The sequence below is a fragment of the Candidatus Methanodesulfokora washburnensis genome, assembly GCF_003947435.1.
Lineage (GTDB): Archaea > Korarchaeota > Korarchaeia > Korarchaeales > Korarchaeaceae > Methanodesulfokora > Methanodesulfokora washburnensis.
The window spans coordinates 19069-44345 of sequence record NZ_RCOS01000030.1; the positions used below are offsets into that span (position 1 = coordinate 19069).

General features: G+C 43.6%; 27 protein-coding genes and 1 pseudogene. 12 read left to right on the forward strand and 16 right to left on the reverse strand.

Annotated features, from left to right (window positions below):
• Positions 1-21: 21 nt before the first annotated feature.
• From D6D85_RS02250 to D6D85_RS02260, 3 genes are read right to left on the reverse strand one after another with little or no spacing between them, the layout of a single operon-like run.
• The gene (locus D6D85_RS02250) at positions 22-339 is read right to left on the reverse strand and encodes a metal-sulfur cluster assembly factor (protein ID WP_125670454.1); all 318 of its coding nucleotides are present in this window, start codon (positions 337-339) and stop codon (positions 22-24) included.
• Complete coding sequence (locus D6D85_RS02255) at positions 332-1210, reverse strand: nucleotide-binding protein (RefSeq protein WP_125670455.1); 879 nt, start codon at positions 1208-1210, stop codon at positions 332-334. The genes D6D85_RS02250 and D6D85_RS02255 overlap by 8 nt, the downstream gene beginning before the upstream one ends.
• Positions 1203-2102 (reverse strand): nucleotide-binding protein, encoded by a 900-nt coding sequence (locus tag D6D85_RS02260; protein ID WP_125670456.1) that lies wholly within the window; start codon positions 2100-2102, stop codon positions 1203-1205. Before D6D85_RS02260 ends, D6D85_RS02255 begins: the two co-directional genes overlap by 8 nt.
• Positions 2103-2187: 85 nt before the next feature.
• On the opposite strand from D6D85_RS02260, the gene D6D85_RS02265 reads away from it, so the two are divergent.
• The gene (locus D6D85_RS02265) at positions 2188-2580 is read left to right on the forward strand and encodes a NifB/NifX family molybdenum-iron cluster-binding protein (RefSeq protein WP_125670457.1); all 393 of its coding nucleotides are present in this window, start codon (positions 2188-2190) and stop codon (positions 2578-2580) included.
• 35 nt (positions 2581-2615) lie between these two features.
• Here D6D85_RS02265 and D6D85_RS02270 read toward each other — a convergent pair whose 3' ends face one another.
• The 4 genes from D6D85_RS02270 to D6D85_RS02285 form a co-directional block, all read right to left on the reverse strand.
• Positions 2616-2915, reverse strand: a complete 300-nt coding sequence (locus D6D85_RS02270) for a ferritin family protein (protein WP_125670458.1) — start codon at positions 2913-2915, stop codon at positions 2616-2618.
• A 116-nt stretch (positions 2916-3031) separates the two neighbouring features.
• Entirely contained in the window at positions 3032-3298 is a 267-nt protein-coding gene (locus D6D85_RS02275) for a hypothetical protein (protein WP_125670459.1), read from the reverse strand.
• A gap of 137 nt (positions 3299-3435) precedes the next feature.
• Positions 3436-4542 (reverse strand): M48 family metalloprotease, encoded by a 1107-nt coding sequence (locus tag D6D85_RS02280; RefSeq protein ID WP_161969637.1) that lies wholly within the window; start codon positions 4540-4542, stop codon positions 3436-3438.
• Between the two features lie 86 nt (positions 4543-4628).
• A complete protein-coding gene (locus D6D85_RS02285; RefSeq protein WP_125670461.1) occupies positions 4629-4931 on the reverse strand; it encodes a hypothetical protein in 303 nt (100 codons plus the stop codon).
• Positions 4932-5298: 367 nt separating this feature from the next.
• Between D6D85_RS02285 and D6D85_RS02290 the strand changes: the two genes are divergently transcribed.
• Together D6D85_RS02290 and D6D85_RS02295 are read left to right on the forward strand one after the other, a co-directional pair.
• Positions 5299-5961 carry an orotidine 5'-phosphate decarboxylase gene (locus tag D6D85_RS02290; RefSeq protein WP_125670462.1) on the forward strand — a complete coding sequence of 221 codons (663 nt, stop codon included), beginning with the start codon at positions 5299-5301 and terminating at the stop codon, positions 5959-5961.
• On the forward strand, positions 5955-6848 hold the full coding sequence (locus D6D85_RS02295) for a dihydroorotate dehydrogenase (RefSeq protein WP_125670463.1): 894 nt from the start codon (positions 5955-5957) through the stop codon (positions 6846-6848). Before D6D85_RS02290 ends, D6D85_RS02295 begins: the two co-directional genes overlap by 7 nt.
• A gap of 1 nt (position 6849) precedes the next feature.
• On the opposite strand, the gene D6D85_RS02300 is transcribed toward D6D85_RS02295, so the two are convergent.
• The gene (locus tag D6D85_RS02300; protein ID WP_125670464.1) at positions 6850-7779 is read right to left on the reverse strand and encodes a phosphate signaling complex PhoU family protein; all 930 of its coding nucleotides are present in this window, start codon (positions 7777-7779) and stop codon (positions 6850-6852) included.
• Positions 7780-7925: 146 nt separating this feature from the next.
• On the reverse strand, positions 7926-8699 hold the full coding sequence (locus D6D85_RS02305) for a HesA/MoeB/ThiF family protein (RefSeq protein WP_125670465.1): 774 nt from the start codon (positions 8697-8699) through the stop codon (positions 7926-7928).
• 164 nt (positions 8700-8863) lie between these two features.
• On the opposite strand from D6D85_RS02305, the gene D6D85_RS02310 reads away from it, so the two are divergent.
• Positions 8864-10735 carry a metallophosphoesterase family protein gene (locus tag D6D85_RS02310; protein ID WP_125670466.1) on the forward strand — a complete coding sequence of 624 codons (1872 nt, stop codon included), beginning with the start codon at positions 8864-8866 and terminating at the stop codon, positions 10733-10735.
• A gap of 54 nt (positions 10736-10789) precedes the next feature.
• Here D6D85_RS02310 and D6D85_RS02315 read toward each other — a convergent pair whose 3' ends face one another.
• Positions 10790-11770 (reverse strand): hypothetical protein, encoded by a 981-nt coding sequence (locus D6D85_RS02315; RefSeq protein ID WP_125670467.1) that lies wholly within the window; start codon positions 11768-11770, stop codon positions 10790-10792.
• Positions 11771-11854: 84 nt separating this feature from the next.
• Here D6D85_RS02315 and D6D85_RS02320 point away from each other — a divergent pair, with 84 nt between their 5' ends.
• Genes D6D85_RS02320 through D6D85_RS02330 form a run of 3 tightly spaced genes read left to right on the forward strand, consistent with a single transcriptional unit; the run spans position 11855 to position 16226 of the window.
• Positions 11855-13306 (forward strand): ABC transporter substrate-binding protein, encoded by a 1452-nt coding sequence (locus tag D6D85_RS02320; RefSeq protein WP_237558719.1) that lies wholly within the window; start codon positions 11855-11857, stop codon positions 13304-13306.
• A 3-nt stretch (positions 13307-13309) separates the two neighbouring features.
• Positions 13310-15148 carry an ABC transporter permease gene (locus D6D85_RS02325; protein ID WP_125670468.1) on the forward strand — a complete coding sequence of 613 codons (1839 nt, stop codon included), beginning with the start codon at positions 13310-13312 and terminating at the stop codon, positions 15146-15148.
• A gap of 1 nt (position 15149) precedes the next feature.
• Complete coding sequence (locus D6D85_RS02330) at positions 15150-16226, forward strand: ABC transporter ATP-binding protein (protein ID WP_125670469.1); 1077 nt, start codon at positions 15150-15152, stop codon at positions 16224-16226.
• Between the two features lie 95 nt (positions 16227-16321).
• On the opposite strand, the gene D6D85_RS02335 is transcribed toward D6D85_RS02330, so the two are convergent.
• The 4 genes from D6D85_RS02335 to D6D85_RS02350 all read right to left on the reverse strand — a co-directional run bounded on the left by D6D85_RS02335 (position 16322) and on the right by D6D85_RS02350 (position 18882).
• Positions 16322-17110 (reverse strand): ABC transporter permease, encoded by a 789-nt coding sequence (locus D6D85_RS02335; RefSeq protein WP_125670470.1) that lies wholly within the window; start codon positions 17108-17110, stop codon positions 16322-16324.
• The gene (locus D6D85_RS02340; RefSeq protein ID WP_161969638.1) at positions 17044-17934 is read right to left on the reverse strand and encodes an ABC transporter substrate-binding protein; all 891 of its coding nucleotides are present in this window, start codon (positions 17932-17934) and stop codon (positions 17044-17046) included. The genes D6D85_RS02335 and D6D85_RS02340 overlap by 67 nt, the downstream gene beginning before the upstream one ends.
• A 50-nt stretch (positions 17935-17984) precedes the next feature.
• On the reverse strand, positions 17985-18272 hold the full coding sequence (locus D6D85_RS02345; protein ID WP_125670472.1) for an FUN14 domain-containing protein: 288 nt from the start codon (positions 18270-18272) through the stop codon (positions 17985-17987).
• A 103-nt stretch (positions 18273-18375) separates the two neighbouring features.
• Complete coding sequence (locus tag D6D85_RS02350) at positions 18376-18882, reverse strand: HD domain-containing protein (RefSeq protein ID WP_125670473.1); 507 nt, start codon at positions 18880-18882, stop codon at positions 18376-18378.
• 92 nt (positions 18883-18974) lie between these two features.
• Between D6D85_RS02350 and D6D85_RS02355 the strand changes: the two genes are divergently transcribed.
• Positions 18975-19169: a DUF2116 family Zn-ribbon domain-containing protein gene (locus tag D6D85_RS02355; RefSeq protein WP_161969639.1), complete on the forward strand. Its 195-nt coding sequence runs from the start codon at positions 18975-18977 to the stop codon at positions 19167-19169.
• A 62-nt stretch (positions 19170-19231) separates the two neighbouring features.
• Positions 19232-20680 carry an acetate--CoA ligase family protein gene (locus tag D6D85_RS02360; protein ID WP_125670475.1) on the forward strand — a complete coding sequence of 483 codons (1449 nt, stop codon included), beginning with the start codon at positions 19232-19234 and terminating at the stop codon, positions 20678-20680.
• 3 nt (positions 20681-20683) lie between these two features.
• On the opposite strand, the gene D6D85_RS02365 is transcribed toward D6D85_RS02360, so the two are convergent.
• Positions 20684-21145, reverse strand: coding sequence for a protein-tyrosine phosphatase family protein (locus tag D6D85_RS02365; RefSeq protein ID WP_125670476.1), 462 nt, complete (start codon positions 21143-21145; stop codon positions 20684-20686).
• Between the two features lie 399 nt (positions 21146-21544).
• Between D6D85_RS02365 and D6D85_RS02370 the strand changes: the two genes are divergently transcribed.
• The gene (locus tag D6D85_RS02370) at positions 21545-23287 is read left to right on the forward strand and encodes a hypothetical protein (RefSeq protein ID WP_125670477.1); all 1743 of its coding nucleotides are present in this window, start codon (positions 21545-21547) and stop codon (positions 23285-23287) included.
• Entirely contained in the window at positions 23247-24221 is a 975-nt protein-coding gene (locus D6D85_RS02375) for a hypothetical protein (protein WP_125670478.1), read from the forward strand. The genes D6D85_RS02370 and D6D85_RS02375 overlap by 41 nt, the downstream gene beginning before the upstream one ends.
• A gap of 219 nt (positions 24222-24440) precedes the next feature.
• On the opposite strand, the gene D6D85_RS02380 is transcribed toward D6D85_RS02375, so the two are convergent.
• The gene (locus tag D6D85_RS02380) at positions 24441-24677 is read right to left on the reverse strand and encodes a hypothetical protein (RefSeq protein WP_125670479.1); all 237 of its coding nucleotides are present in this window, start codon (positions 24675-24677) and stop codon (positions 24441-24443) included.
• 323 nt (positions 24678-25000) lie between these two features.
• On the opposite strand from D6D85_RS02380, the pseudogene D6D85_RS02385 reads away from it, so the two are divergent.
• Positions 25001-25277: pseudogene (locus D6D85_RS02385) on the forward strand (hypothetical protein); the annotation flags it as partial.

Consider the following 25277-nt stretch of genomic DNA (forward strand, 5'->3'; position numbering starts at 1 on the left):
CTAACTTTCTTATATAAAAACTTATTGTGTGGATCCATGCTCTGCCGAGATCTTCCTTATGTTTAGGTCTATGAGCTCGTTCACCATGTTCTCGTATGCATGATCCCTTATCCTAACAACCACGTCCCTGATGCCCTCTATCTCGGATACCCTGACATATATGTCTACTCCGATCTGAACAGATAAGGGAGATGGACAAAAGGGTGTTGTTGGGTGGAATGTTATGTATACCACTCCATTGTCATACTTGACCTCATCCACAAGCCCCAGATCCACAATAGATCTTCCTGCTTCAGGATCCTTGACCTCCCTCAGCTTCTCCCATATCCTCTCAATCAATGGAGAACACCTCCCTTACAATCTCGAGAAATGCCTGCTTCATCCTTTCGTTTCTCTTAACCGCAGGAACTCCCTGTACAGCTGCTTCTATGACTGCTTCATCATAAGGTATTCTGAACACCTTAATCCCCCTTTTTGCAGCCTCCTCCTCTATTATCTTGGTGACCCCGCTTGGCACATTTGCCCTGTTTATCACTATATCAAAGCTCATTCCAAGCTTCTCCATCGCTTTAAACGACAACTTCATCGTGTTAAGGCCAAGAGGAGTGGGTTCTGTAACTATAAGAGCATGTTCTGCGAGCCTTAATGCCTGCATTACCGGGTTTGCGACTCCAGGACATGTATCTATTATTATCCTGTCAAACTGATTTTTATCGATTTGTCTGAAGAACTTCACCAAGCTATAAGCTACAAGAGGTGATCTAGCTTCACCAGGCTTTATAGCCGCAGATATAATCCTTATTCTATCTGATTCTCCATCATAAAGGGTTCCTATCTCTTTTTTCCCATCTTTTATCGCCTTTTTTGGACATATCTCTGCACAAAGAGAGCATCCTAAGCAGGAATCCTCAAAGAACAGCGGAATACTTCCTTTTCTGCCGAGCAGAGCATGGGTTGGGCATATTCTAACGCACTCCAGACACCCATCGCATAGGTTTTGATCTATAACGGGAGTTTTTATCACGATATCTCCAGCTTTTCTTCTCTCCATCCCGAGATAGATGTGGTCATTTGGATTATCAACATCAGCATCCACAAGCAGAACTTTATAGCCTATATCTGCCAGAAGAGCAGCTAAGTTAACGGCTACCGTCGATTTTCCAGCTCCTCCCTTCCCTCCAGTTACTGCAACTGCCCTCAGCTCAGACAATGTTCAACACCTCCTGCAGCTCACTAAACATGTTTTTTATCGCTACTGCTGCCTCAGAATCTGGCCTGTGCTCCACCACTGGACGGGCGTTTGAGACGGACTCCACAACGGAGAAGTCAAGGGGTATCATCCCGAGAACCTTGGATCCACTGAGCTCGAAATGCCTCAACATTTTCTCAAGGAAATTGCTCATGTTATATCTGTTTATCACAATGCCAGAGGGGATTTTGAAGTGCCTTGTTATCTCCAGAATGCGATCAGCTCCCTGAAGAGCCTCAGGAGTCGGCTCGGTCACTATCACAGCATAATCAGTGGCGGAGAGAGAAGATATAACGGGGCATCCTATTCCTGGAGCTCCATCTGTCAGGATCAGATCTCCTCCTACCTCCTTATAGATCTCGAAAGCTTTTTTCCTCACCTCATTCACAAGAAGACCTGAATTGTGTTCTCCAATCTCAAGCTGAGCTGTTACAATTGGAAATCCATATCTAGTCCTGCCGATCATGAGATTTCCGCTTGTAAACTGGAAAAGCTCTATTGCATTGAAGGGACATGCTTTTTCGCAAACTGAGCATCCATCGCACATGTACTCTATTACTAAGGGTTTCTCTTTCATTTCTATAGCTCCAAATGGACATTTTTCAGCACATATACCGCAGGAAGTGCACTGATCTTCCTTTATCCTAGCTCTTGATGAGAGAACCAGCGGTTTCCTTTCAATTATGTCCATCGATAGAATCAGGTGGAGGCTCGGCGTATCCACATCAGCATCTGCTGCAACTACCCTCATCCCTTTACTGTGGAAGAGATAGAGCAGGCTGGATGTTATCGTCGTCTTTCCCACACCTCCTTTCCCGCTTACAATTGTTATCTCAAGCTTCTCCATCGGCATAGATGGGATTAATTGGAGAGAAGATAAACATTGTGCATATGCAAAAATTTTTATAGGAACCTTTTTTCTATAGAAGGGGATGAATATGAGAATTGCCGTGCCAAGCGTTGATGATAGAGGTTTAGAAAGCGAGATGTCTGCTCACTTTGGAAGAGCCCCATATTACACCTTGGTGGATGTTGAAAACGGCGAGATAACGGGATATAAAGTTGTCAAATGCCCGTTCTCGGAGCACGGACCAGGGGATATTCCCAACTTCCTGAGATCCTTGAATGTGGACATCATAATAGCTTACGGAATGGGAAGAAGAGCCCAGGATTTCTTCAACTCAATGGGGATAAAGGTTCTAACCGGAGCTTATGGAAAAGTCAGCGACGTTATAAAGGCATTTCTAACCGGATCTCTATCCTTGGACAGATATTGGTCGGAAAGAGAGGAGTTTAAGCATGAAAAAAGATGGGGAAACTCTGAATACTGAAATTAAAAAATTCTTTATTTATTCTTCATAACTTTTTATGATTTCCGCTTGGAACTAAGTTCCTCAACCTCCTTGGCCCCTGCTTCTAGCTCAGCCGCCTGCTCCTGATCGAATTTTTTGAGAAGAGCGAGAAACTCTCCCACATGAGTTTTCTCCTCTTTTGCAATATCCTCGAAAACTCTTTTTACTGAGGGATCATCTATGCATTCAGCTAACTGAATATAGAGATTTATCGCATCCAGCTCTGCTATTATGCCAAGGCGCAATGCTGCAAGCATCTCCTCCTTGCTGAACTTTCTCCCAACAGGGAGATCTAAGGGATTCTTACCTAGCATTATACCATCCTCCACTAAGCTGAGGAGATAATACAATTTAAATATTTCTACTGCTTTAGTGGTGAGCGCGTCTAAACTCTTTTTATTTTTAGTACTTTTAACTTAAGGAATTTCTCTTATCCTACATTAAGAATCATGTTATACCCATACACCTCCAATATTGATAACAAAGCATAACATACTACTCCAGTGAGAATAACAACAAACGAAATTCTTGTAAGCACAAGAACTGTCACCATGACCTCAAGAGTGACGAGAAGAATTGTGAATATCCCGAGGAGAGGATTTATTCTCATGGAGAGAAAAGCAAAATATGATCCCATAGATAAGCTAAGGAATATCAGCACAGCCACTAGCTCTTTTACAGAGAGTTTATGGAGCACTATAATGCTAAGATATATTGTTAAATTTTTCATAAAAATATCAAGTAAATATAATATATTAAGTTTGCTCACTGCTATACTTGATGGAAATAACAATGAAATGAAGATACCTGTGAAGTAGCCGACCAAGATTGAGATTAGATAACTAAGAGGAACTCGCTTAACGTTATAGCTAGGACAGTTATCCCCCATATTAGGGCCCACCCTAATAATGAGTATGCCTTTTCTTTCATTCCAAGCTTTCTGCTCATGACAAGAGAGGAGAGAGCAACACCAAGTAAATTATATGTAACTAATATAATAATATTTTTTAAACTAAATGCTAAAGGCAATGTCGAAACACCCCAATATGCGATAACAGAGGCTCTAATCCTATAGAATGGAAAACCAAGAAATCTAAAGATCTTGTATATAATTGAGGAGAATATGATAAATGCAGCTAGATAGGAGGGAAGGGTTACCAAGAGAAGGGAAAGAGCCGAGAGCGGGTGAAATCCATATTCTACTGCAGCTTTAAATATTAAAACTGAGAGAAGAAGAGAAAGGAGAAAAAGAGGGAAGAGAGTTGATTTAGCAAAATTAGAAGTTGATTCAGGGTTGGAATAGGATTTGTTTCGCTCTAGATCATGGTAACCAAACAGCCTTTTGAGAATTCTGAACCATCTCGGCAAGTCCCCTGATGAAAGCTTTTTAAGAAGAGAATAAGCTCCATCAGGAGCCGATTTAATGGCATACCAGTCAGCTTCCCTCTCAAGTACCCTATAGAAGGTGCGAGCACCTATCATACCTGATAAAATTATGATAAAAAGGGAGGAGACAGCGCTCAAAGCACCAAGCTGAGCCCTCACCAAAACCTCTGTGAGGAAGCCCACGCTTATTGCTAGATAAAGGATAAAGGGAGTTAGCAGATAGAAAAGCATTACATGATCCAGCTCTACATGCCCACGCTCATGTGCTATCAGGGCTGAGAGTTCCCCCTTGCTCAGCTGCTCTACTGCTGCATTAGTAACTATTATAACAGGGTTCGTTGTTATCGTGAAAGACGGCTGTGCATTAATGAGTGGTACTGTCATTCCACCTACTCTCAGTTCTCCTGCTGATGCTCTCACTTCTATTCCATTCAAATGGGAAATATACCTCGTTCTTCTTCTTATGGCATCCAAAGAGGGCTTCTCGAGAAGCAGAGCTATGGGAGAAAGGGAAGCTATACAGAGTGCAAGAAGCGGATCACCCGCTACTAACATGATAATACAGGATATAAAAAAGAAAATAGCAATTGCTAGCATAGGTATAAAAGAAAAAAATTGAATTGTAGAGAAATTAGCCATTTTCATGCAAGAATAGCCCCACCAATTAGTAGTGCCCAGCCCCATGGACCAATTGCCTTCGCTACAGTTAATATAGTTACTTTTGCCACAGCTGCCAGAGCTGCCGTTTTTGCTCCGGCATATGCACCTCCAAATCCTAACAAAAGTGATGATCCGATAGTTGCTACGCTAGCACAGGCCACATGTCCTTTCATAGAGCAGTACATAGCAACACCTCTTAGGAAGAACAGTGGACCTGTTATTATGGTGGCCAATTCGAAGAGAAGCAGTACAGCACACCACATACCAAGCTTTTTCATTCGCATGATTCCCCTTATAGTTCTTAGCAAACAGAATTTAAAAATCTTAAAAAAAATCAAAAGAAGGAAAAAGCAAAAAGTAAGATGTTTGAGAGATATTCGAGTTCGACTATCATTGTAACACTGCTATTTTCCGTCAAAAAGACAAGTACTATGATATTGCAGAGATGCTAGAAAGAAGAACATTCCTACTCTTTTTCTGATAATGGGTAAGTCGATTTTTATAATAATAAGCTCGGAAGAATTTCCTCTACAACAAAGCTAGAATTTGTTAGCTAAAGTATAGAATTTTAAGTGGATTAGAAAAGTTCGGTGCATTCCATCAGCATAAGAAAAGTTTATTAAAGAGGAGATTTGAGGCTATGAGGGTAATTTGGAGCTGGAGGTTCTTAAAGAAGAGGCAAGAAGAAAAGGAAGCAGGCTTATACTTGCTGTAGATAACCCATCTCATCTGAGCCTCATTGAGAAATTGAAAAGCCTTTTAGCAGGAGTTAAGCTCGGAACAGTTCCAATAATATCCGGAAAAGCTGAAAATGTCATAAAAAAGGAGAGAGATTTGTATTTCATCTCGGACATGAAGATAGCTGATATTCCTGAGATAAACTCGAGAATAGCTGAAAAGTTGGTTGAGATGGGGTTCAGGGGCATGATATTTCACCTGTTCCCAATGAGCTTGGAGGAATCGGTAAAGCTCTTGCATGAGAGGGGATGCGATGCGATAGGCGTTGCGATGATGAGCCACAGAAATGCTTTTATTTTTGAGGAGAATTTCGAAAAATTGATAAAATATGGGATAACAGTTGATGTTGACGGTTTTGTAGTGGGAGCCACAAGGCCTGAATACATATCAAGAGCAAGGGAGATGACAAGAAAGCCCATTCTATCTCCTGGTATTGTTAAACAGGGGGCAATGCCAGGAGAAGCCATAAGATATGGAGCTGACTTTGAGATAGTTGGAAGGGCTATCACGGAGAGCCCAGATCCAGTTTCAGCAGCTGAGGAGATAGTAAAAAAGGAAAGGGAAGTTATATGCTAAGCGTATCCGTAGCGGGAATAAAGCTGGAGAACCCAATTGTAATTGCAAGCGGGATACTCGGCACAACTAGTGGCTTGATGAAAAGGCTTGCTGATGCAGGCGCAGGTGCAATAACCACCAAGACAACAACACTGAAGCCAAGGGAGGGAAATCCTCTTCCAAATGTTTATGAGCTGGATTTCGGTCTTGTCAACTCAATGGGGCTTCCGAATCCAGGGGCTGAGGAGATGGCTGAGGAGATAATCAAAGCTAAAAGAGAGGCAAAGATACCGATATTTGCGAGCATAGCTGGTGAGGATATAGACGAGTTCCTGAAAGTTGCCTCGATGATGGAGGAAGCTGGAGCCGATGCAGTAGAGCTGAATTTATCCTGTCCTCACTCAAGGAAACTTGGACTTGAGATGGGATCGGATCCTATTTTTGTTAAAACTCTGACAAAAGAGCTAAAGGGATCGATATCCATTCCCATCTTTGCAAAAATATCGGCTCACTTCCCCTCTATACCAGAGTACTTGGAGAAGTTCATAGAGCATGTAGATGGCGTGACTGCTATAAACACCCTGAGAGCTATGGTGATAGATATTGATGAAATGGCCCCAATCCTAGGAGGAAAATACGGTGGCTTGTCAGGACCTGCTATAAGGCCCGTCGCCCTCAGGGTTGTGAACGAGATAAGGAAGGCCTTTCCAGAGGTATCGATAATTGGAGTTGGGGGTGTTGAGGACTGGAGATCTGCTTTGGAGATGATAATGGCCGGAGCTGATGCGGTGGGAATTGGAACTGCGGTAAAGAAGGGGTTGAATGTGATAGAGGAGATAAAACTTGGTATCTCAAGATTTCTTACGGAGAAAGGCCTGAAGCTTGAGGATATAAGGGGAATAGTTTGAATTAATGTCTGAGCGATATGTCAACAGCTATCTCAGCTATATCCCCAGAATACTCGGAGATCCTAGCTATGTGCTCCATGAGAAGGTTGTCCTTCACCAGATTCATGAGCATATCCCTCATTTTCTTGCTCTCCTCTACTGTTCTCTCCGCCTTCTCATAGTTAAGGGAGGATATGGACTCAAATGCGCTCTCAAATATCCTCCTAGATAGCTTTAATGCTTCGGGGACACCTTCTTTATTGACCATTGTTTTTGCTATTCCAACTATGTGATCTGATATCCTCTCCAAGAACTTCACAACAAGGCTGTAATCTATTGCTGCGCTGAGATCCTCAAGACCTGCCTCCTTCAGCACCTTCACATTCTTTATGGAGAGCTTAAGCTGTCTAAGCAGATAGTAGCACAATCTGTCGACATCGTCATCAGATTTTATCACAGCATCCCTTACATCTTCTCCCTTCACAAGCTCCTCCAAGTAATCCATCATCCTGCTCACCATCCAGTAGAGCCTCATCAAAGCCTGCCTGAAGGGAAGCTGAGAGGGATCCAAAAGAACGTTTATCACCACCTTATTCCTGTTTTCCATCACTATCTCCGCTCCTATCAGCCCTCTCTTTACGAACTCCCTCAGCTCCTCTAGATCGCTCAGAGAAAACTCTCCCTTCATCGGAGTTATCTCAATCTTGCTGTATCCCTCCATATAGCATGACAGAACAGCCCTTATCATCGATCCCCTCTCCGGGATCACCCTGACAACTTTTTCCTCCTCCTTCAGCTTCACGTTTTCCGGATATATTGAGATCTCAGAATTCTTTCTGACAAGCCTGAGCTTGTCTCCCTTTCCTATCCCCATCTGATCCATCCACTCCTTAGGCAAGGAGATTATGTAGGTGGACCTGCCAGTGAGCTGGACTGTCCTTATCTCCTCCAAGCTGACACCAAGCGATTACTCCCCTTTAATAATTAAGATCCCATTTCAGAGAGAAATGTAATAAAACAAAAGTCATATTATTAATTAAAAACTTAAGCTATGTATCTATATCTCTTGATAATAAGCTAGTTATCTTTTATAAATTTTTATTTTCTCAAAAAACTGCATTCCGGACAGCTCGGATCCCTTCTAACCTCTATAAGATCAAAGCTCATGGAGGCGGCATCGTAGATAAGCAGCCTGTTCTCCAGAAGGTTCCCAACTCCTGTTAAATACTTTACCACCTCTGTTGCTAGTATTGTCCCTATTGTGCCGGCTACAGCTCCCAGTATAGGAAACACCTCTTTTTTAGGAGGAGTGGGAAATATACACCTTAAACAAGCCGTTTTACCTGGAATTATTGTTGTTGCCTGGCCGAAGAGACCGCGAACAGCCCCATGAAAGAATGGGATACCAGCCTTGAGGCATGCTCTATTCAGCAAATATCTTGTATCAAAATTATCTAAGGCATCCACAACTGCATCAACACCATCAATAATTCTTAACAGGGTTTCCTCTGTTATCTCCTCATCATAAGCCCTTATTTTGATAGTAGGATTTATCTGGTGCAGTTTTTCACGAGCAGATTCTGCCTTCCTTCTTCCTATATCCTTGTCCCAGTGAAGAAGCTGCCTGTTTAAATTGCTCAGCTCCACCACATCATTGTCAACTATTCTCAGCTCTCCAATACCTGATGCCGCAAGATAGACTGATACAGGAAATCCAAGCCCTCCAGCTCCAGCAACAAGCACTTTTGCTTTCTTCAGCTTTCTCTGGCCGTCTTTTCCAAAGATCATTATCTGCCTATCATATCTGATGAGATCATAATCAGTGAGATCAGGAAATTCAGTTGCTGTGTTATCTGTATGCTCAAAGGACATGGCTCTCCGTCCTCAGGGTATCGATTTTGAAAAGCATATAAGGATTTTGGATAGCACTACATAAATGTTTTATGTTCACATTCTAGGAGATTCTTCATAACGGTTACTCTTTCTTATTCGTGATAAAATTATTAGCTTCCCTAGTTAAAGATCTTGGTGGTAGGATGAAAAAGCCTATTATAATCCTCCTGATCCTGCCCCTAGTTCTTGTCTCAGCACAGCCTCCATCGGCAAACATAGTTTTCTATGCAGAAAAAGTCTCATATCCGCTTCCAAGCATACCGGAGCCCGTCCTACAGGGAGGAGTCTTGAAGGTCATCTCGAGCTTGCAGATAAGCAAAGCCAAGATACACAATGAGCTTGGATCATACGATCTCCCTCTATTGTCCAAAAATTCATCAGGGTTCTTCTTCTCAGTTCCAAAGGACGTGAGACCTGGTCTATACAACTTGCTTTTATCCAGTGAATCGGAAAGCATAGAGGAACCGCATTCCGTCTGGGTGATGTCAAGCTGGCCGAAAATGCTCAGACTTCTGGCATTCGGTGATGTAAAAACTCCTACTGCAGCTCCAAACTTCTTCGAGGCTGTGAAGGAGATAAACCTGATAAATCCAGATGTTGCGATATTCCTGGGAGATCTCGTTGAGACTCCATCTATATCATCTGCATGGAAGCTTTTTCTGGGCTCATACAACCTCCTTGAGGTGCCAACTTATGTTGTGATAGGAAACCACGAGTATGAGACCAGAGGAAAAGCTGACATATACAGGAGCATATTTGGCCCGTGGAACTACTCAGTGTCGATAGGAAACTTCTTTATAGTGGTTCTCCCAACGGATGAGGATGGATGGATAAGGGAGGAGTACATAAGATGGGCCGATGAAGTCCTATCCACTGCAGAAGGAAAGTTCAAGATACTGGCATTCCACCATCCTTTGTTCTCCCCTGAACTGAAAGAAAGAGGAATATACGAGGTAAATGTGAGCTCGATAGACGATTTTGACAGGCTTCTCTCCGATAAATACATATATGGAAGTTTTGCGGACCATCCGAAGGAGGCTAAGATGCTCTTCAGCGTGATAATAAACAGAGATGTTAGGCTCATTCTCTCAGAGCACATACACACGGATTTGAATGTAATGGTCAGGGATTGGAATGGAAAAATGCATTACTTCATCTCCCCAGCTGCAATAGCATACGACATAAGGCAGAATGATATAAGAGGATTCAAGCTGCTCAGGATATATGACAATGGAACAGTTGACCTGAGAAGCACTTACTACGATGGAACTGGCTTTGCCAAGTACCCTAACTCGATACCTCTGGATTCAGGGGAGGGAGTGGAGCCTTACAAGCTTGGATTTCTCAAGTACTTCTACATAAATAACGATGGAAAGCACCATGATGTATCATTTGAGGCAATAAACGAGCTCAAGGAGGAGTTCTGTGACATAAAAGTTGTGTTCAGATTGCCTCAAGATGTCCAAATAAGCTCATATAGGATGTTGATGGAGGGAACTAAAGGAAATTATGAGGTCATTGACTACAATGGAACCAGATTTGTGATATTCAAGAATTTATGCCTTCCCGCTAACTCAGCTGTGTCCATAGGGTTTTACACAAGCGACGACAAAGTTCCTCCTGTTATAAAATTCCTTGGAGCAGAAGAGCACGGAAAGTGGACAATTGTCAGATTCTCTGTACAGGACAGTGGATGGGGACCGAAGAACATGAGCATATCCTACAAAATAGGGGATAGGTGGGAAAAGCCGGATCTAGTTGACATGAGTCCTATTGAGAACGGAACTATTGTGTACTCGGCATGGATACCAGCAAAGGGAGCTGATATAAGGGCTGTGGCATATGATTTCGCTGGAAACAGTGCAACATGGAAACCAGCTGTACCCCAGCCGACAGGACCTCAGCCAACTCCACCTGCAGAGCAACCTCAGACACCTTATACAGTAATCATGATCGCTGTGCTAGCTGTGGTGATTTTCCTAACTCTCCTAGTTATCATAAGGAGAAGGAAGTAAACAGCTAGCAAAACCCCTTACTCTTTTTTAAGAAAAAAGAATGGAGGGGAATTCTCAGCTCTTCTTCCTCCTCATGAGGAGTACTGCTAAAGCTATCACTATTATTATCACCACTATGATGGATGTCCATAAAGCTATGTTAGCTCCTCCTCCCTGATATGTTGGCTTCGTTCCCTTGAGCCCAACTGCCCACAGTACTACATTTGTCACAAATTTTGGTCCGTCTAGCTTCGGGAATTCCTCATAGCTGCTGATCCACATTCCCTTGTAGTGATCAAATGGGGCCTCAGCGCTGAATATTACTATACCGTTGTTGGGCATCACCTCTGCTGCCATCTCCAATATCTTTCCCCTGTAGTTAACTGGATATGCCTGAGGCAGAGGTGGAGTGAACTCTGCTATTGCCCCTCCATCGCTCGTCCAGGCTATTCTGTAAACATTCGGTATTGTCTCATTTACAAGATTCATCCACTTTCCATTGTAATATGCAGCAACAGCCCCTGGACCATGGAAGAGCACATAATTGCTGATGCCGTCAGCAAGAACTGAGAGAGGTGGATCGGGTGATATTATGGCAGCCACATGGTATGGTTTTGCTGGTGCTAACTTGGGATCTGTTGCCTCACAGTGATCGTTCCTTAAAACGCTGCCCACGGCCTCAAGAACGGAGTTTGCAGGAGCTATTCTGAGATAATCTCCTCCCTTATAATCAGAGTCTCCAGTGACCCATAGAACTTTTCCTCCCTGATCAAACCACTGCTTTATCGCAGATATCTCATCCTTTGTGTAGTTCTGGGACGTATCCACTTGGACAAGTATTAGAAGGGCTGCGTTCTTTATGTCATCAAATTTTATCGTCTCCGTGTAGACCTTCCACTCCACCTGCGTTATATTTCCCATCATCCAGTTAAGGGAGGCATCTGGCTTCATCATTCCCTTTGCAAAGACGACAACAAGAGGTTTTCCCTGAGCCCCTACAAGAAGAGCTGGAGAGGATGCCAACAGAAGAGCTAGAAACAAGGCCATGCTCCTCATATTTCCACCTATAAACTCAAAGACTGGAATTATAAATAGTTTTCTTGAGAAAAAGATTTTAAATTACATCTATGGAAAAGCTTGGTGAGCTTATTGAGGAGATATGGTGTCGGAAAATCAGCTTTTCTGGCCTTAATTGTAGCAGTACTTGTTTTAATAGCAGTTTTGGTTCTTATGCAAGCAAAAGCTCCAGTCCAGCAGCCACAGAAAGGCATAACACTCAGGGTGATAACAAGGCATGGTTATGACATATTAGATGTGGCCAAGAGCGAGTTTCTGGCATCGGATTATGCAAAGAAATACAACATAGTCAATGTTGAGTGGCTCTCCATAGATCCAGGGGAGTGGGTTGATGTGATAAAGGCAAGCGCATCCAAGCCGGGACAGGAGATAGATGTCGCATGGGGTGGAGGTCCAACTCTCTTCGATCTTCTGGTGAGACAGGGTCTTTTAAGACCAATTGACAGCGATCTCGTGATATCCGTCTCCAAGGAGATACCAGATGAGCTCTCTGGTGCGATAATGAAGAGAACTGCTGATGGGAAACTCCTCTGGGTTGCAGCTGCTATATCCTCATTCGGCTTCACCGTGAACACAAACTACCTCCAGAAAGCCGGGCTTCCAATGCCGGACAAGTGGATAGATCTTGCAAATGAGACTTTTGCCAAAACCCTGCCAATACCCAGCGTTGGGACTGCAGATGCCTCTGTAAGCACGAGCAACACGAGAATGTTCGAGATAATACTTCAGGACTACGGATGGGTAAAGGGCTGGCAGATATTAACGCTTCTTGGCGCGAATGCTAGGATATATGATGAATCCGGGCTTGTCAGGGACGCTGTTATAAGAGGGGATGTTGGAGTTGGGACTACAATTGACTTTTATGGCTACACAGCCCAGCTTGAGAAGCCCGAGTTCTGCAGATACATAGTCCCATCAGATGGCTCCATAGTTAACGGGGATCCCATAGCTCTTTTAAGCACTACTAAAAACCCAGAGGCAGCTCAGGCTTTTATAGCATGGGTTCTCAGCACCGAAGGACAGAAGATATGGCTTGATCCTAGGGTAAACAGGATGCCAGCAAATCCAAGGGTTTTTGATACGCCAGAGGGAAAGAAGAGGGAGGATCTTAGAATAGCGTACGAGAACACGATGAAGGTGCTGGCGATAAACTTCAGCGATGAGGTAGCAAGCTCTTATGAGCAGTCTTTGATATGGTTCTTCTACTCCACCATAACAGCAGTCCATGATAAACTGCAAAACACATGGGAGAAACTTGCAAAGGCCAAGCTGGATGGAAAAATATCAGAGAGCGAGTTCCTGAGACTTGTTGAGATGATGACAGATCCTACAAAGCTCAGCTTCAAGGATCCGAAGACTGGAAAAGTTGAGACCTTCACTGAAAGCTATGCAAAAAGCATAAATGAGGCCTTGTTCACGGATGTTGACTACAGAAAGTCGCTAATAGAGGCATGGAAGAAAGCTGCTACAGCAAGATATGATATGATCCTTGAGGAGCTGAAGAAGCTGGGTTAGAACATGGGGATAAGGGAGGTAAAAAGGGAGCTAGATCCCCTGACATCAGCTCAGCTTTTCCTCCCCGTGCTCACCCTTTCATTTTTTCTCCTAGTTCCTCTGATTTACATGGTTGCCAGGGCATTCTTCCACAAAGGCTCCCTCTCCCTCTACTACTTCAGCTCCTTGCTCGAAAACCCGGACTTCATAAGAAATCCCCCTAATCTCAACTTCCTCAGGGTGAGCAACACCTCTCTGGGTACATTCATGTTCATAGGGGATATGGGACCTGATCTCGGCATACTCATGAACAGCATCGTCGTCTCCGCTTTTGTTACATTATTTTCAGCAATTTTAGGGCTTGTATCAGCCTTCATAATAGCCAGATACAACTTCCCCGGAAAGAGCGTGTTCAGGATTCTTCTGCTCGTCCCGATGCTTGCAACTCCATTCGTCAATGCATTTGTCATGGGAAAAGTTCTGGGCACAAATGGGCTCTTTAACTTCATCTTCCACGATGTCCTGCACTTATTGCCTGTTAAAGTTCAGATATCAGGGCTTCCAGCGATAGTACTCATACAGACAATAAGCTTCTTTCCAATAGTTTATCTTAATGTAATGAGCTCCTTGATAGGAATCGATCCATCGATGGAGGAACAAGCAGAAAGCTTAGGAGCGGGAGGCTTCAGGATATTCAGGGACATAACGCTCCCCCTTTCAATGCCAGGATTGGCAGCTGGCTCAGCTCTGGTCTTTATAATAAGCTTGGAGGATCTCGGTGCCCCTATAGGGCTGAGCGGTGCCTTTGGAAGCGGGCTTCATCAGAGGCTCATAAGCTTCTACATATACAACGAGTTCAGGAAGGGCCTCGGATCTGTTGAGCAGGTGCATGCATCAACATATGCCTCCGCTGTGATAATGCTGTTCATGGCAACAGCCGTGTTCATCCTGATAAGAAAATACGTTACACTCAGGAGATATGCAATGATATCGAAAGGAGGCAGGTTCAACCCTAGGGTGAGGAAACTCGGATGGAAAGGCGTTGTTCTCGCATATATCTTCCTGATATCCCTGATATCAGCAGCATCATTCCCACAGATAGGCACCTTTGTGCTTGCAGTAACTGATTGGGCTTATAGTGGCTCACCTCTTCCCACTGAGCTCACTTCTAAGTTCATAGAATCCCTATTTGAGAGACCTGATGTGCTAAGAGCCATAACTAACAGCCTCATTTACTCCTCCGCCGCCACTTTCATCATGTTGCTGGCGGGGACAAGCTCAGCTTATGTAATTGCAAGGAGAAGAATACCCGGAAAGGACTTTCTCGACAGCCTTGTCACGATTCCGATAGCCGTTCCAGGCGTGATACTAGCAGTTGGATACCTTCTCTTCTTCTCCTCATACGCATCTCAGTCCATGCTTGATCCCTTCATCAATCCAGGTCTTCTCTTAATTTTCACATATACCGTGAGAAGAATACCGTTTACAACTAGAAGTGTTTTTGCAGGACTCCAACAGACTCATGAGAGCCTTGAGGAGGCTTCTCTAAATCTCGGGGCTGGAAGGGGCAGAACTTTTGTTTCCATAGTGATCCCCCTGATATCCCAGAGCGTTATAGGAGGGTCCCTTCTCTCATTTGTCTACTCAATGAACGAGGTGAGCACAAGCATAACATTGAGCAGCTTAAGGCCTGAGCAGGGACCGATAACTTTCTATATGAGCCAAGTTGTATACTCAAGCGGGGCCGTGGGAACTGTGAGCATAGCTGCTGCTCTTGCAGTTCTCTTAATGACAATCCAGCTTATTGTAATGACTATATCAACAAAGATACTTAAGCAGAGAGTTGCATTTCTGGGTGTCTGATATGGTTGTTGTGGAGCTCAGAAATGTGAGCAAGAGCTTTGGAAAGGTGAGAGCAGTCGACAATGCATCCCTCAGAGTTGAGCATGGGGAGTTCTTCTCTGTTCTTGGACCAAGCGGATGCGGAAAGACCACTCTTCTCAGGTTGATATCTGGCTTGGAGTTTCCAGATAGCGGGAGGATATACTTCGATGGCAGGGATGTGACAGATCTCCCATCTTTCAAGAGAGAGACTGGGATGGTTTTTCAGAACTACGCTTTATGGCCCCACATGACAGTCTTTGAGAACATAGCATATGGACTTAAAATAAGAAAATATGATAAAAACAGAATAAAGGAGAAGGTAAAGGAGGTGTTGAAGCTCGTCAAGCTTGAGGGAATGGAGGAGAGATATCCTACCCAGTTATCAGGAGGACAGCAGCAGAGAGTTGCGCTGGCAAGGGCATTGGTCATAGAGCCGAAGATACTCCTGCTTGATGAACCCCTGAGCAACTTGGATGCAAAGCTGAGAGTGGAGATGAGGGAAGAGATAAAGAGAATACAGAAGCATCTAGGCCTTACAGCGATCTATGTCACCCATGATCAGGAGGAGGCAATGGTGATATCCGACAGAATTGCTGTGATGAACTCCGGGAGGATAATCCAGGTTGGAAGTCCTGTTGAGCTCTACAGAAGACCCTCCGATCTCTTTGTAGCCACGTTCCTCGGAAGGTGCAACATGATAAGAGGAAGAGTTTCAAGGCTTCAGGGAGAAAGAGCTGTTGTATCTCTGAATGGAAATGAGATAGTTGGAATAATATCGAGCGGGTCTGTAAAAGTGGGAGATGAAGTTGTCTGCATAGTGAGACCTGAGTCCTTCTCGACACTAGAGGCGGAGAACAAGTTCGAGGGGATGTTGAAGTGGTCCTCCTTTGCCGGTTCATATGTCCAGATAAGCTTGGAGACTGCCTTCGGGAGGATATTGGCATACATGAACCCTAGCTTTTCAAACAGAGTTGGAGATATTGTGAGAATCTATGCAAGGCCTGAGGACATCATAATAATATCAGCTGGGGAAGCAGCTTATGAGAAGGAGCTTTAGAGAAACACCGGCCAGCAAAATTGTTTTGAAATTTAGAGAGGATAATAGCCTTCTAAAGAATAAATTTTATGATTTCTGAAAATCAAAAGAGCAGTTCAGATCCTCCACCTCATCATATATCTCTCAGCAGGCCTGAGAACAAGCTGATCTATCGCTATCATAAGGATCACAAGCACAAGAGACCATGAGAAAACTCCTTTTGTGTCCATGAGATTGTAGCTGTGTATTATCATGAACCCTATTCCTCCATTGCTCCCAAATGCCTCAGCTACAACGCTTATCCTGAGAGCAAGGCCAAATCCGGCCCTAGAAGCTGATATTAAGTAGGGAATGCTGGATGGTATCACGACTTCAACGAGCTCCTGCTTCCAGTTTGCCCCAAGAATTCTGACCATCTCCAGATACCTCTTGTCCACGTTCTCCAAGGATGTTACCAAGTTTGAGAGCATAACTGGCAGAACTGTGACCGCTGTAACTAGAATGGATGGCATTCTGCTCAGAACCCCAAATATCAGGACGAATATTATCGTCCAGACAAGGACTGAGACGCTCTGGAGGACTGTGTTCATTGAATTTATAATGGATTTAACTATGCTGCTTGCATGAGATGCTGAGAGAAGTAACATGCTCAGGAGAAGAGCTATTAGGAATCCCTCCACGCTGTTTGCAAGCGTTATAGAAATGTTTTCAATAAGATCATACGATTTAAGCTGCAACATATATGCAAAAGATGAGACTGGATCCGGAACTATCTCCCTGTTCATAAAGGAGAGGAGAGACCAGAGAAGGAGCATTGTAAAGATCGACAGAATCCATCCTATGGGCTCCAGAAAGCGTCCTCTCCTATTTCTGATGGATCCCTCTGAATATATCCTCCTCTCCATGCCAGATACCACACCTCCCTTATGCTCCTTTTCAGATCTTCATCCAAGCCTGTTTTAACAATTTCAACTCTTTTGTACATGAAGGAAGCCTCCTCAGCGGTGAGCCCATACTTGTCCATCATCACTCTGACAACGAGAGTCTCATTTCCCCATTCTGAAAGAGCTTTTTCCCTCATCTTCATCACTTTGTTCACAGAGTCGGCATCTATTCCTGGCCTAGCGGCCCATACTACCATCACTGGATCTCCTTTAAGACCACAAATTCTCCAGAGATCCCTGAAGGTGACCAGTATTTTTCCTCCCATCCCCACTAGTTTGGAGACATATGGCTCCCAAATCACCACCGCATCTACCTCATCCTTTTGAAATGCCTGTATCAGCTGTGCCGGGGGTTTATCAACTAGCTTGAAATCCGTTATGTTCAACGCACTCATATAAGAGCTGAACATAGCAAAAGTCCCTGTCGGAGTGAACACCCCTATTCTCTTTCCTCTGAGCCCCTCAAGACTGGAGATATCCTTCACTACTATCGCCTGATTCTGCATCATGTCGACTGAGATTATCTTAACGTCGCTATCCATCATCCTTATCTTTGCCACAAGTTCGGCTGGTATGACAGCAAAGTCCACATCCCCCCTCATAAGAGCTTGGGCTAGATCTAGGGTCTTGTCAAAGTACCTGACATCCACATCCGGCATCAGATCCAGAGTGGAGATTCCCCCCTGCAGTGTGCCAACCACTATTCTTTTCCTCGGCTGATTGAGGAGAAGGACAGCAGTGAGAAGGAGAAAGAGGAAAACAAGGATCAGAATTATCTTTTTCATGGAATCACCTTCGAAAAGCCTTAAGCTTTTAATAAAAGCTTTATTTCCCATCAGAGCTTAAATCCAACTATGAAGCCCAGAAGAAACGATGAAACCGGTATTATGTTCTGGGATGCCCTCTCCACAAGGAGGTCAAGCTTCATTGAGAGCTCCTCAGCTATTGCTGATGGATTGAAGTTCAGCTTCACTATCCCTTGACTGTTCAGGTAATACATGAGAAGTATGTACACCCCTAGAAGGAATAAAGCAAGCTTTATCAGCTTTTTCACAGCGTAACCAACAGCCAATCCAGCTAAAAATGGTCCTCCTGCTGATAGAGCTATGCTCTGTATATCCATATGTTTTCCGTCGGCTGCATAATAAAAACAGCAGATTTCATAAAAGCAAATATATTACAGAATTGAGAAAATTTATTGCTTTTACTACCCCTAGATCAATTTATCAGACCTGCATTAACTCTAATACCCTTCCTCTGATGGGCCTAAAAACATCATCCTCAAGCATCTCAGCTATCTCCCTCCTAGTTTTCTCCTCTATCTCCGTCATATCATATCCCTGTTTCATGTACCTCCTTGCCTGTATATTTGTTGCAAGAAGATCGCACAATCTAGCAATCTTTGCCTCATTGCTCCTTCCTTCCTCAAATTCCCTGAAGAGCTCGCCTATTTTATCAGATTTTATCTCCCCCATCGCCTCTTCATCAATCCTTCTCACTCTTTCAGAGCTCCACTTTGGCATATCACCCATGATCGCCTCAGGAACATCATGAACGAGAGCCAGAGCTGCTGCTCTCTCAGCATTCATTCCTGCTGCAGAAGCAAGCTCAAGAGCAAGCAAAGCTGACTCAAAGGAGTGTTCAGCAACGCTTTCCGCAATCCTAAGTCCATGCTGCATCCATCCAGTCCTACTTATATTCTTGAGTGCCTGTATGGCATCAACTAGCCTCATAAGGGCCTATAGAGAATGTAGATTAAAAATTATACCTAAAATCAACATGATTCCAAGAAAAAGTTTTTATAAAATCCGGAGCTGTAAAACATGTGGCATTCCTGAAAGGTCTTTTCTCAAGACGCTGTGCAAACTGCGGCAGAAGAATAGAGGGAAAACCATACAGATGGAGGGGAAAGTACTTCTGCTCGGAGAAATGCAAGAAGGAGTACAGAAGGAGACATAGAAGGGAGAGAAAGTTGAGGCTACCGCCCGAAGATGCATTTCATGCCATATACTGGAGGTAGATCTGGATATACAAAAATTTAATAGAGATAAGGTTAATAAATTTCACCTTTAAGCACAGCCTATGCTAAGGGGCTTCTTTGAACCAGAGGCAGTTCTCATAGCTGGAGCCTCTAGGGAACCTGGAAAAGTTGGATATGCGCTGGCTGAGGTCATGAAAGGCTACAAGGATAGAGGAGTTTTCAGGGGAAGGCTTTATGCAACGAATCCAAAGCCAGGGCCTGACATCCTAGGAATACCAACTTTCAGATCAGTGATGGATCTTCCTGAGGTGCCTGATCTTGCTGTGATAGTGACACCAGCAAGATTTGTGAATCAAGTAGCCGAGGAGTGTGGAAGAAAGGGCATAAAGAACATAGTTGTGATAAGCGGTGGCTTCGCTGAAGTGGGAGAAGAGGGAAGAAAGCTTCAGGAGGAGCTTGTATCAATATGCAGAAGGTACAACATGAGGCTAATAGGTCCGAACTGTGTCGGCGTCTTGGTGCCAAAACACGGCTTGGATACACTCTTCCTCCCCGTTGACAAGGAGCTTGATGGAGATATGGTGACATCTCTGAAGAGACCTGAGCCTGGCAGCATCTCCCTTATAACACAATCTGGGGCATTTGGTGTTGCATGCCTTGATTACATGTACGGAGAGGGGATAGGGCTTTCTAAATTCGTGAGCTATGGGAACAAGGCTGATGTGGATGAGGTTGAGCTTATAGAATATCTGGGAGATGATGAGGAGACAAAGGTAATTCTTGTCTATGCAGAATCGATAGATAGGGGAAGGGAGTTCTTAAAAAAAGCTGGGGAGGTCTCAAAGAGGAAGCCAATTGTTGTTTTTAAGGCTGGAAGGACTAAAACAGGTGCTGCTGCGGCAAGCAGCCATACAGCAGCGATAGCTGGATCTGACAGCGTTTATGAGGCTGCCTTCAGGCAGGCAGGTGTCCTCAGAGCTTATGACATGGAGCAGTTCTTCGACATGGCAAAAGCTCTTTCAATGCAGCCACCTGCAAGAGGGGATAGAATTGCAGTGATAACAGATGGAGGAGGAGCCGGAGTAATGGCAACAGATGCCATCGAGCTGTCTGGAATGAGAATGGCTGTATTCTCTGAGGAGACATCTAGAAGGTTGGATGAGATGAGGAAGTCCGGTGTTATACCGGAGATAGCTTCGATAAGAAATCCGGTGGATCTGACAGGCTCAGCCACTGATGATTCATTTGTGGAATCGCTGAAAGTCATCGTGAGAGATGACTCTGTGGATGGAATTGTTATGCTAGCTCTACACCATGTTCCAGGGGTTACATCAGCCCTTCCCGAGAGAATAGCTGAGGTAGACTTGATGGGGAAGCCCATGGTTGTTGTCGATATAGGAGGGGAGGATTACGCAGTGAGATTCAGAAGAAAATTCGAAAAACTGGGATTTCCGGCTTATCCAGAGCCAGAAAGGGGAGTAAATGCGATGAAAGCGCTCGTTGAATACGGAAGATATTTCTACCACTGGATAAATATTCACGGAAAATAGATCTCAGTAATAAGGCATTTTTGCTCGACTTGCCATCTCAAAGTAGATAAGCGATAATTCCTGCTCCTCTGTCTCTATTGAGCATGGCCTCATGGATCTCACATATGATATGGCTTCCTCTGCCGACATCCCCTTTCTGATCATGTATGCAGCTAACACAGTTCCCGTTCTACCGCAACCAGCGTAACAGTGAATTAGCACTTTCCTTCCCTCCAGCTCCATGAGAAGATCTGTTATCCTCATCAGATCATCGACAGAAGGTGCAGAAAAATCCTCCACCGGGAAATAGAACCTCTTTATCCCCACCTCCTCTATGAAAGACTCAATCTCCTTGTCCAGCTCCTCAAGAGATATTATGAACTCAAATCCCCTCTCCTTCAGCCACAGGATCTGCCTTATATCATCTGGGATTGCGGAGGCTGCAAGCCAGTTGTTCACCCATGAGAAATTCCTAGGAGGCCTCATATACCGGCAATAGAGAAATACCTTTAAAAATCTTAAAAGGAGGACTTCTTAGGAGTTCACGCAGCAAAATGCTAAGACCGATCCCTCTTATATTATTTGTGCTTTTTACATGTGCACCTAGAAGAATGCTCTTTAGGTTTATCCGCTTGCATAGTCTATAACCCATTCCAAGCTAAATGTTTATATACTTCTTCTATACAGATCTTAGAGAAAGAATATTTTATTTTTTAGTCCATGTAGAGTAACAGAATTGCCTTTTCCTCATCTTATCTCAATAAAAAGAGAGGGAGGATGGTCTGCTATCAGATGAAAATCGTGAAGAAGGGTTCTTTAAGTATTTCTAAAAAAAAAGGTGAGATTTTAAATATTTTTAAAGAAACTCCTTACTGTTTTTCTCTTATGGAAAGGCAGATCTTAGCTGTGATTATGTGTGCTCTGCTCCTTTCTAGCATTGTACAGCCAGTTTTTGGATCCAAGAGCGAAAAAGCAACCTCCTTGGATCAAAATTCCCTCTTGGATCAGAAAGAAGGACAAGAAGACAATCAGAAGGAGATTGAAGAACTTCTGAGGGAATTTGAGGAGGTGTTCTACAAGGAAGCCAATCTAACCTCTGTGATAGATGAGGCTATCGTGGTGGGGTTCCTGACAAAGGGAATAGAAGAGCTAAGGGATCACTTGCTGGGCTATGAGCTTAATCCTGGGATAAAGAACAGCCTCGTAATGAAGCTGAACAATGCTCTTGAGAAGGCAAAAGATGCTTCCCGTTTCGTCCTGGAGGGAAGAAAAAATCAGGCTGACAACATGATAAATGCCTCTGCTAACATACTCTCATCCTTCATAAATGAGGTAGAAGCATTAAAGGGGAAGAAGATACCTGAAGAAGCAGCAGAACAGCTTATTAAGCTTGCTGAGGATTTGATAGAGGGAAGCCGTCTCCGTGGATATCCTGTGGTAAAAATAATCCAGTATAGTGATCTGTCTTTGGCTGACTCTCTAAGACTGGAGATAGAAGGGATACATGAAAAGCTAAGGGAGGTTATAGATGAACTCAGAGAGAAAGGAGTGCAAATAGAAGTGAAGATAGTGAGCGGTAGTCCTGGACATATAATGATCATTCTCTATTACGGTGCATTTATGGTACTTCTATATCCCATAGCAGAATGGATAGCCTATCATCTAACAGAAGAGGTAGACTATCTTCTGAAAAGGGAGGGGAAAGTCCTCACAAGCACCGATCGGCAGAGGTTATATTATGTTAATCTTTTAATCATAGAGCTCATTCTTACAGTTACAGTCCCCAAAGCTGTTGAAGAGATTATGCCCATTATTATAATGGAGCGTCTAGGTCTCGTGCCAATAGGCACAGCAACACCATACTTAATTCTTAAGCTGTATCAGGATGAGGCTATTAGAAAACTCCTTGAAGAAACTCTAGCTCTATCTGAAAAGGAGTTATTGTCGATTATTCTGCGCTGGCTTGGTGGTACTGTGGTGGTTATTCTTGTCTATAAGGGAGTGACCTATAAGGATCCATGGGCTCGGTATGCTGGGGCAACGATAGACATACCGATCGACACACAATTCTGGATAACACAGCCGTGGTCCGTGATGGGAGTTGTTGCAGGCAGTTTCTGCTTTATAAAAGCTTTGGAGGTCACAAAAGGCGTCCATACAACATGGTTGGGGATCTCATCAATACCAGGATTGGAGTGGAGCGGATGGATCTATGCAAATGGATCTCTAATAGGAAGAAGCGATGCGATAAATCGCTACAATCCGCTATCAGCCACATTCAACACATCCATGCTCGGCCCCTCTCATTCTTTAGCCAGAATTTATGCTGTGCCATCCAATGTAACAGCTCAAGCAGGCTCCTCTGTATCGGTCTTAATAGTCGCTGAGTGGAGCGAGCAGCCGGGCAACATGAGCATAGAGGTGGGATATCCTGTGGAGATTGGCAACCACACAATATCATACTCTGTAAAACTGGTGAACCAATCATACAATACTGTATTCTATAATGTAACATTTAATTTGCCCAGCGATCTTCCACACGGGAACTACAAGCTTTTAATAGTGGGTCTCGATACGAGAGACATGAGTGCCCAGATCTGCTATCTCACGGTGGTATGTAGTGGATAGATGGGATAAGAAAACGCTGATTAATCGCCTGCTATGGTATGTGCGGGCTATCATCTGGCTTATTCTTTTTTCCGTCTTGGGCATTTTTATCGCATTTTTTACTGGAGATTTCATTCAGGGACCTCCTGGGCTATTTTTAGGCATTATAGCAACAATAGCAGTAGCAGTAGGAACTGGTGTTATAATTTTCGGCATATCTGAGCTTTTCTACTCGAGATTCATGAAAATCTGGGCTATTATCTCGCTCATTCTGGGAACTTATATCTCATTTTCCTTCTCTGTGAGGATAATCCACGATCCCATCGGACTCCTCGTTTGCTTTACATCCGTGATCATGGGGATCTTTGGAGGAGGTGTTATCGCTTCTATCCTGCCAAAACTCCTTCTTTCAGCGATAGAGCCCATAAAAATGAAGGCAAGTAATGCTTTGGAGAAAGCCTCGAGAAAACAGTATGGAATCATACTTTTACTGGAAATAATATCTTTTTTACTTTTTGCATTTACATTAATATCTTTTTCGCCTATAATCGAATTTTCATTGAAAAAAGAGTATTCAATATTAGAATATATGGCCTTTCTCTGTCCCTTCTGCCCCTTCAGCTATGCCCAACAGATCGGGGTATATCCGGGCCTTGCGATGATCGGAATACTTTTTGGACTGTTCATTGCCTTTGAACTTTTGCGTGAGAACATCTATTATCACCTAGAGAGAGGAAAACCAATAGTTCTCACGAGAAGGGATTTTCTCTCGGATATTGCCTTCTTTTGCTCCTCTTATGCGAGCCTTATGGTGCTGATGTTCTTCTTTACAGAGAGAAATCGCATTGAAGATGTGCTATGCCTAGGCGGTATATACGTCCTTTTTCTAATATATTATATAAGTAAAATTAGAAAATATCCTTGGATTTTAGCTAAAGCGCAGAGAAAACAATGAAGCCAGTTTAATAGATCTCGACCTATCACTGGGGAGAATACGTTTATCAAGAACACAAGTGCTCATGTTATTATCCCAAGGTGCACAATTTATTATAGGTCAGCTGAGAAGCAGCTAAGAAAGTTTTGCTTTCTATTCCTTTTAATTATCGGGCACGTCCTTTACTTTCCTAATGAAAACAACGAAGCACGCATAGACAAAAAAAGAATAGAGGATTTCTCAACGCTTTGGAATATTTTCCTTCAGCTCATCTTTTGCTGATCCAATCTTCATTGAATCAACTGGTTTTATCCTTGGCCTCCACCTCTGAATGTACCTCTCTATCTCATTTTGAACCCTTCTTCTCATCCTCTCAAAGAGGAGAATCCGTCTTACAGCGATGGCAAAAGCGATAGACCCCAATATTAGCACAACTATTGGCACAATGAAGGCTAAAGAGAGGGAAAATTCGCTCATCTTCCCACTTTAAAATTATCCGATTCCCTCCTTATAAATCTTGTGCCATTTGGAGCTTCTGCATGCATCGCTATCTGCACTGAAAATGCCTGTGACGATACCTTTTTATGCCTCCATATCCACATATTGGGGTGTGAAAGCTGGCTGATATCCTCAGCATCCTCTCAGCAATAGGAGGTCTTGGAGGCTTATTCTCAATTATAAGTCTGGCTTATTGGTTTGGAAGGAAGTTCGCATGGATAGATGGGAAGTTTAGACAGATAGATGAGAGATTTAGACAGATAGATGAGAAGTTCAAGCAGATAGACAGGAGATTTGAGCAGGTGGACAGGAGACTCGAGAGCTTGGAGACATCGCTCAAGGCATATATGCACGAGAAATTCAACTCCCTCAAAAAGAACCTGAGAAGCGTGAATGAGTTCATGATAGATTTCCTCAGCTATGAAGGAGTGTTGAGAAGGGAGGCAAGCGAGCTTTTAAGAAGGGAGATGTCCAGAGTTTTATCCGGAAATCCCATCACGGATGTGTTGACTGAGGAGGAAAGGATAAGACTTAAGGAGCTCATAGAGAAGGATGAGCTCACATTGGAGGAGGCGGATG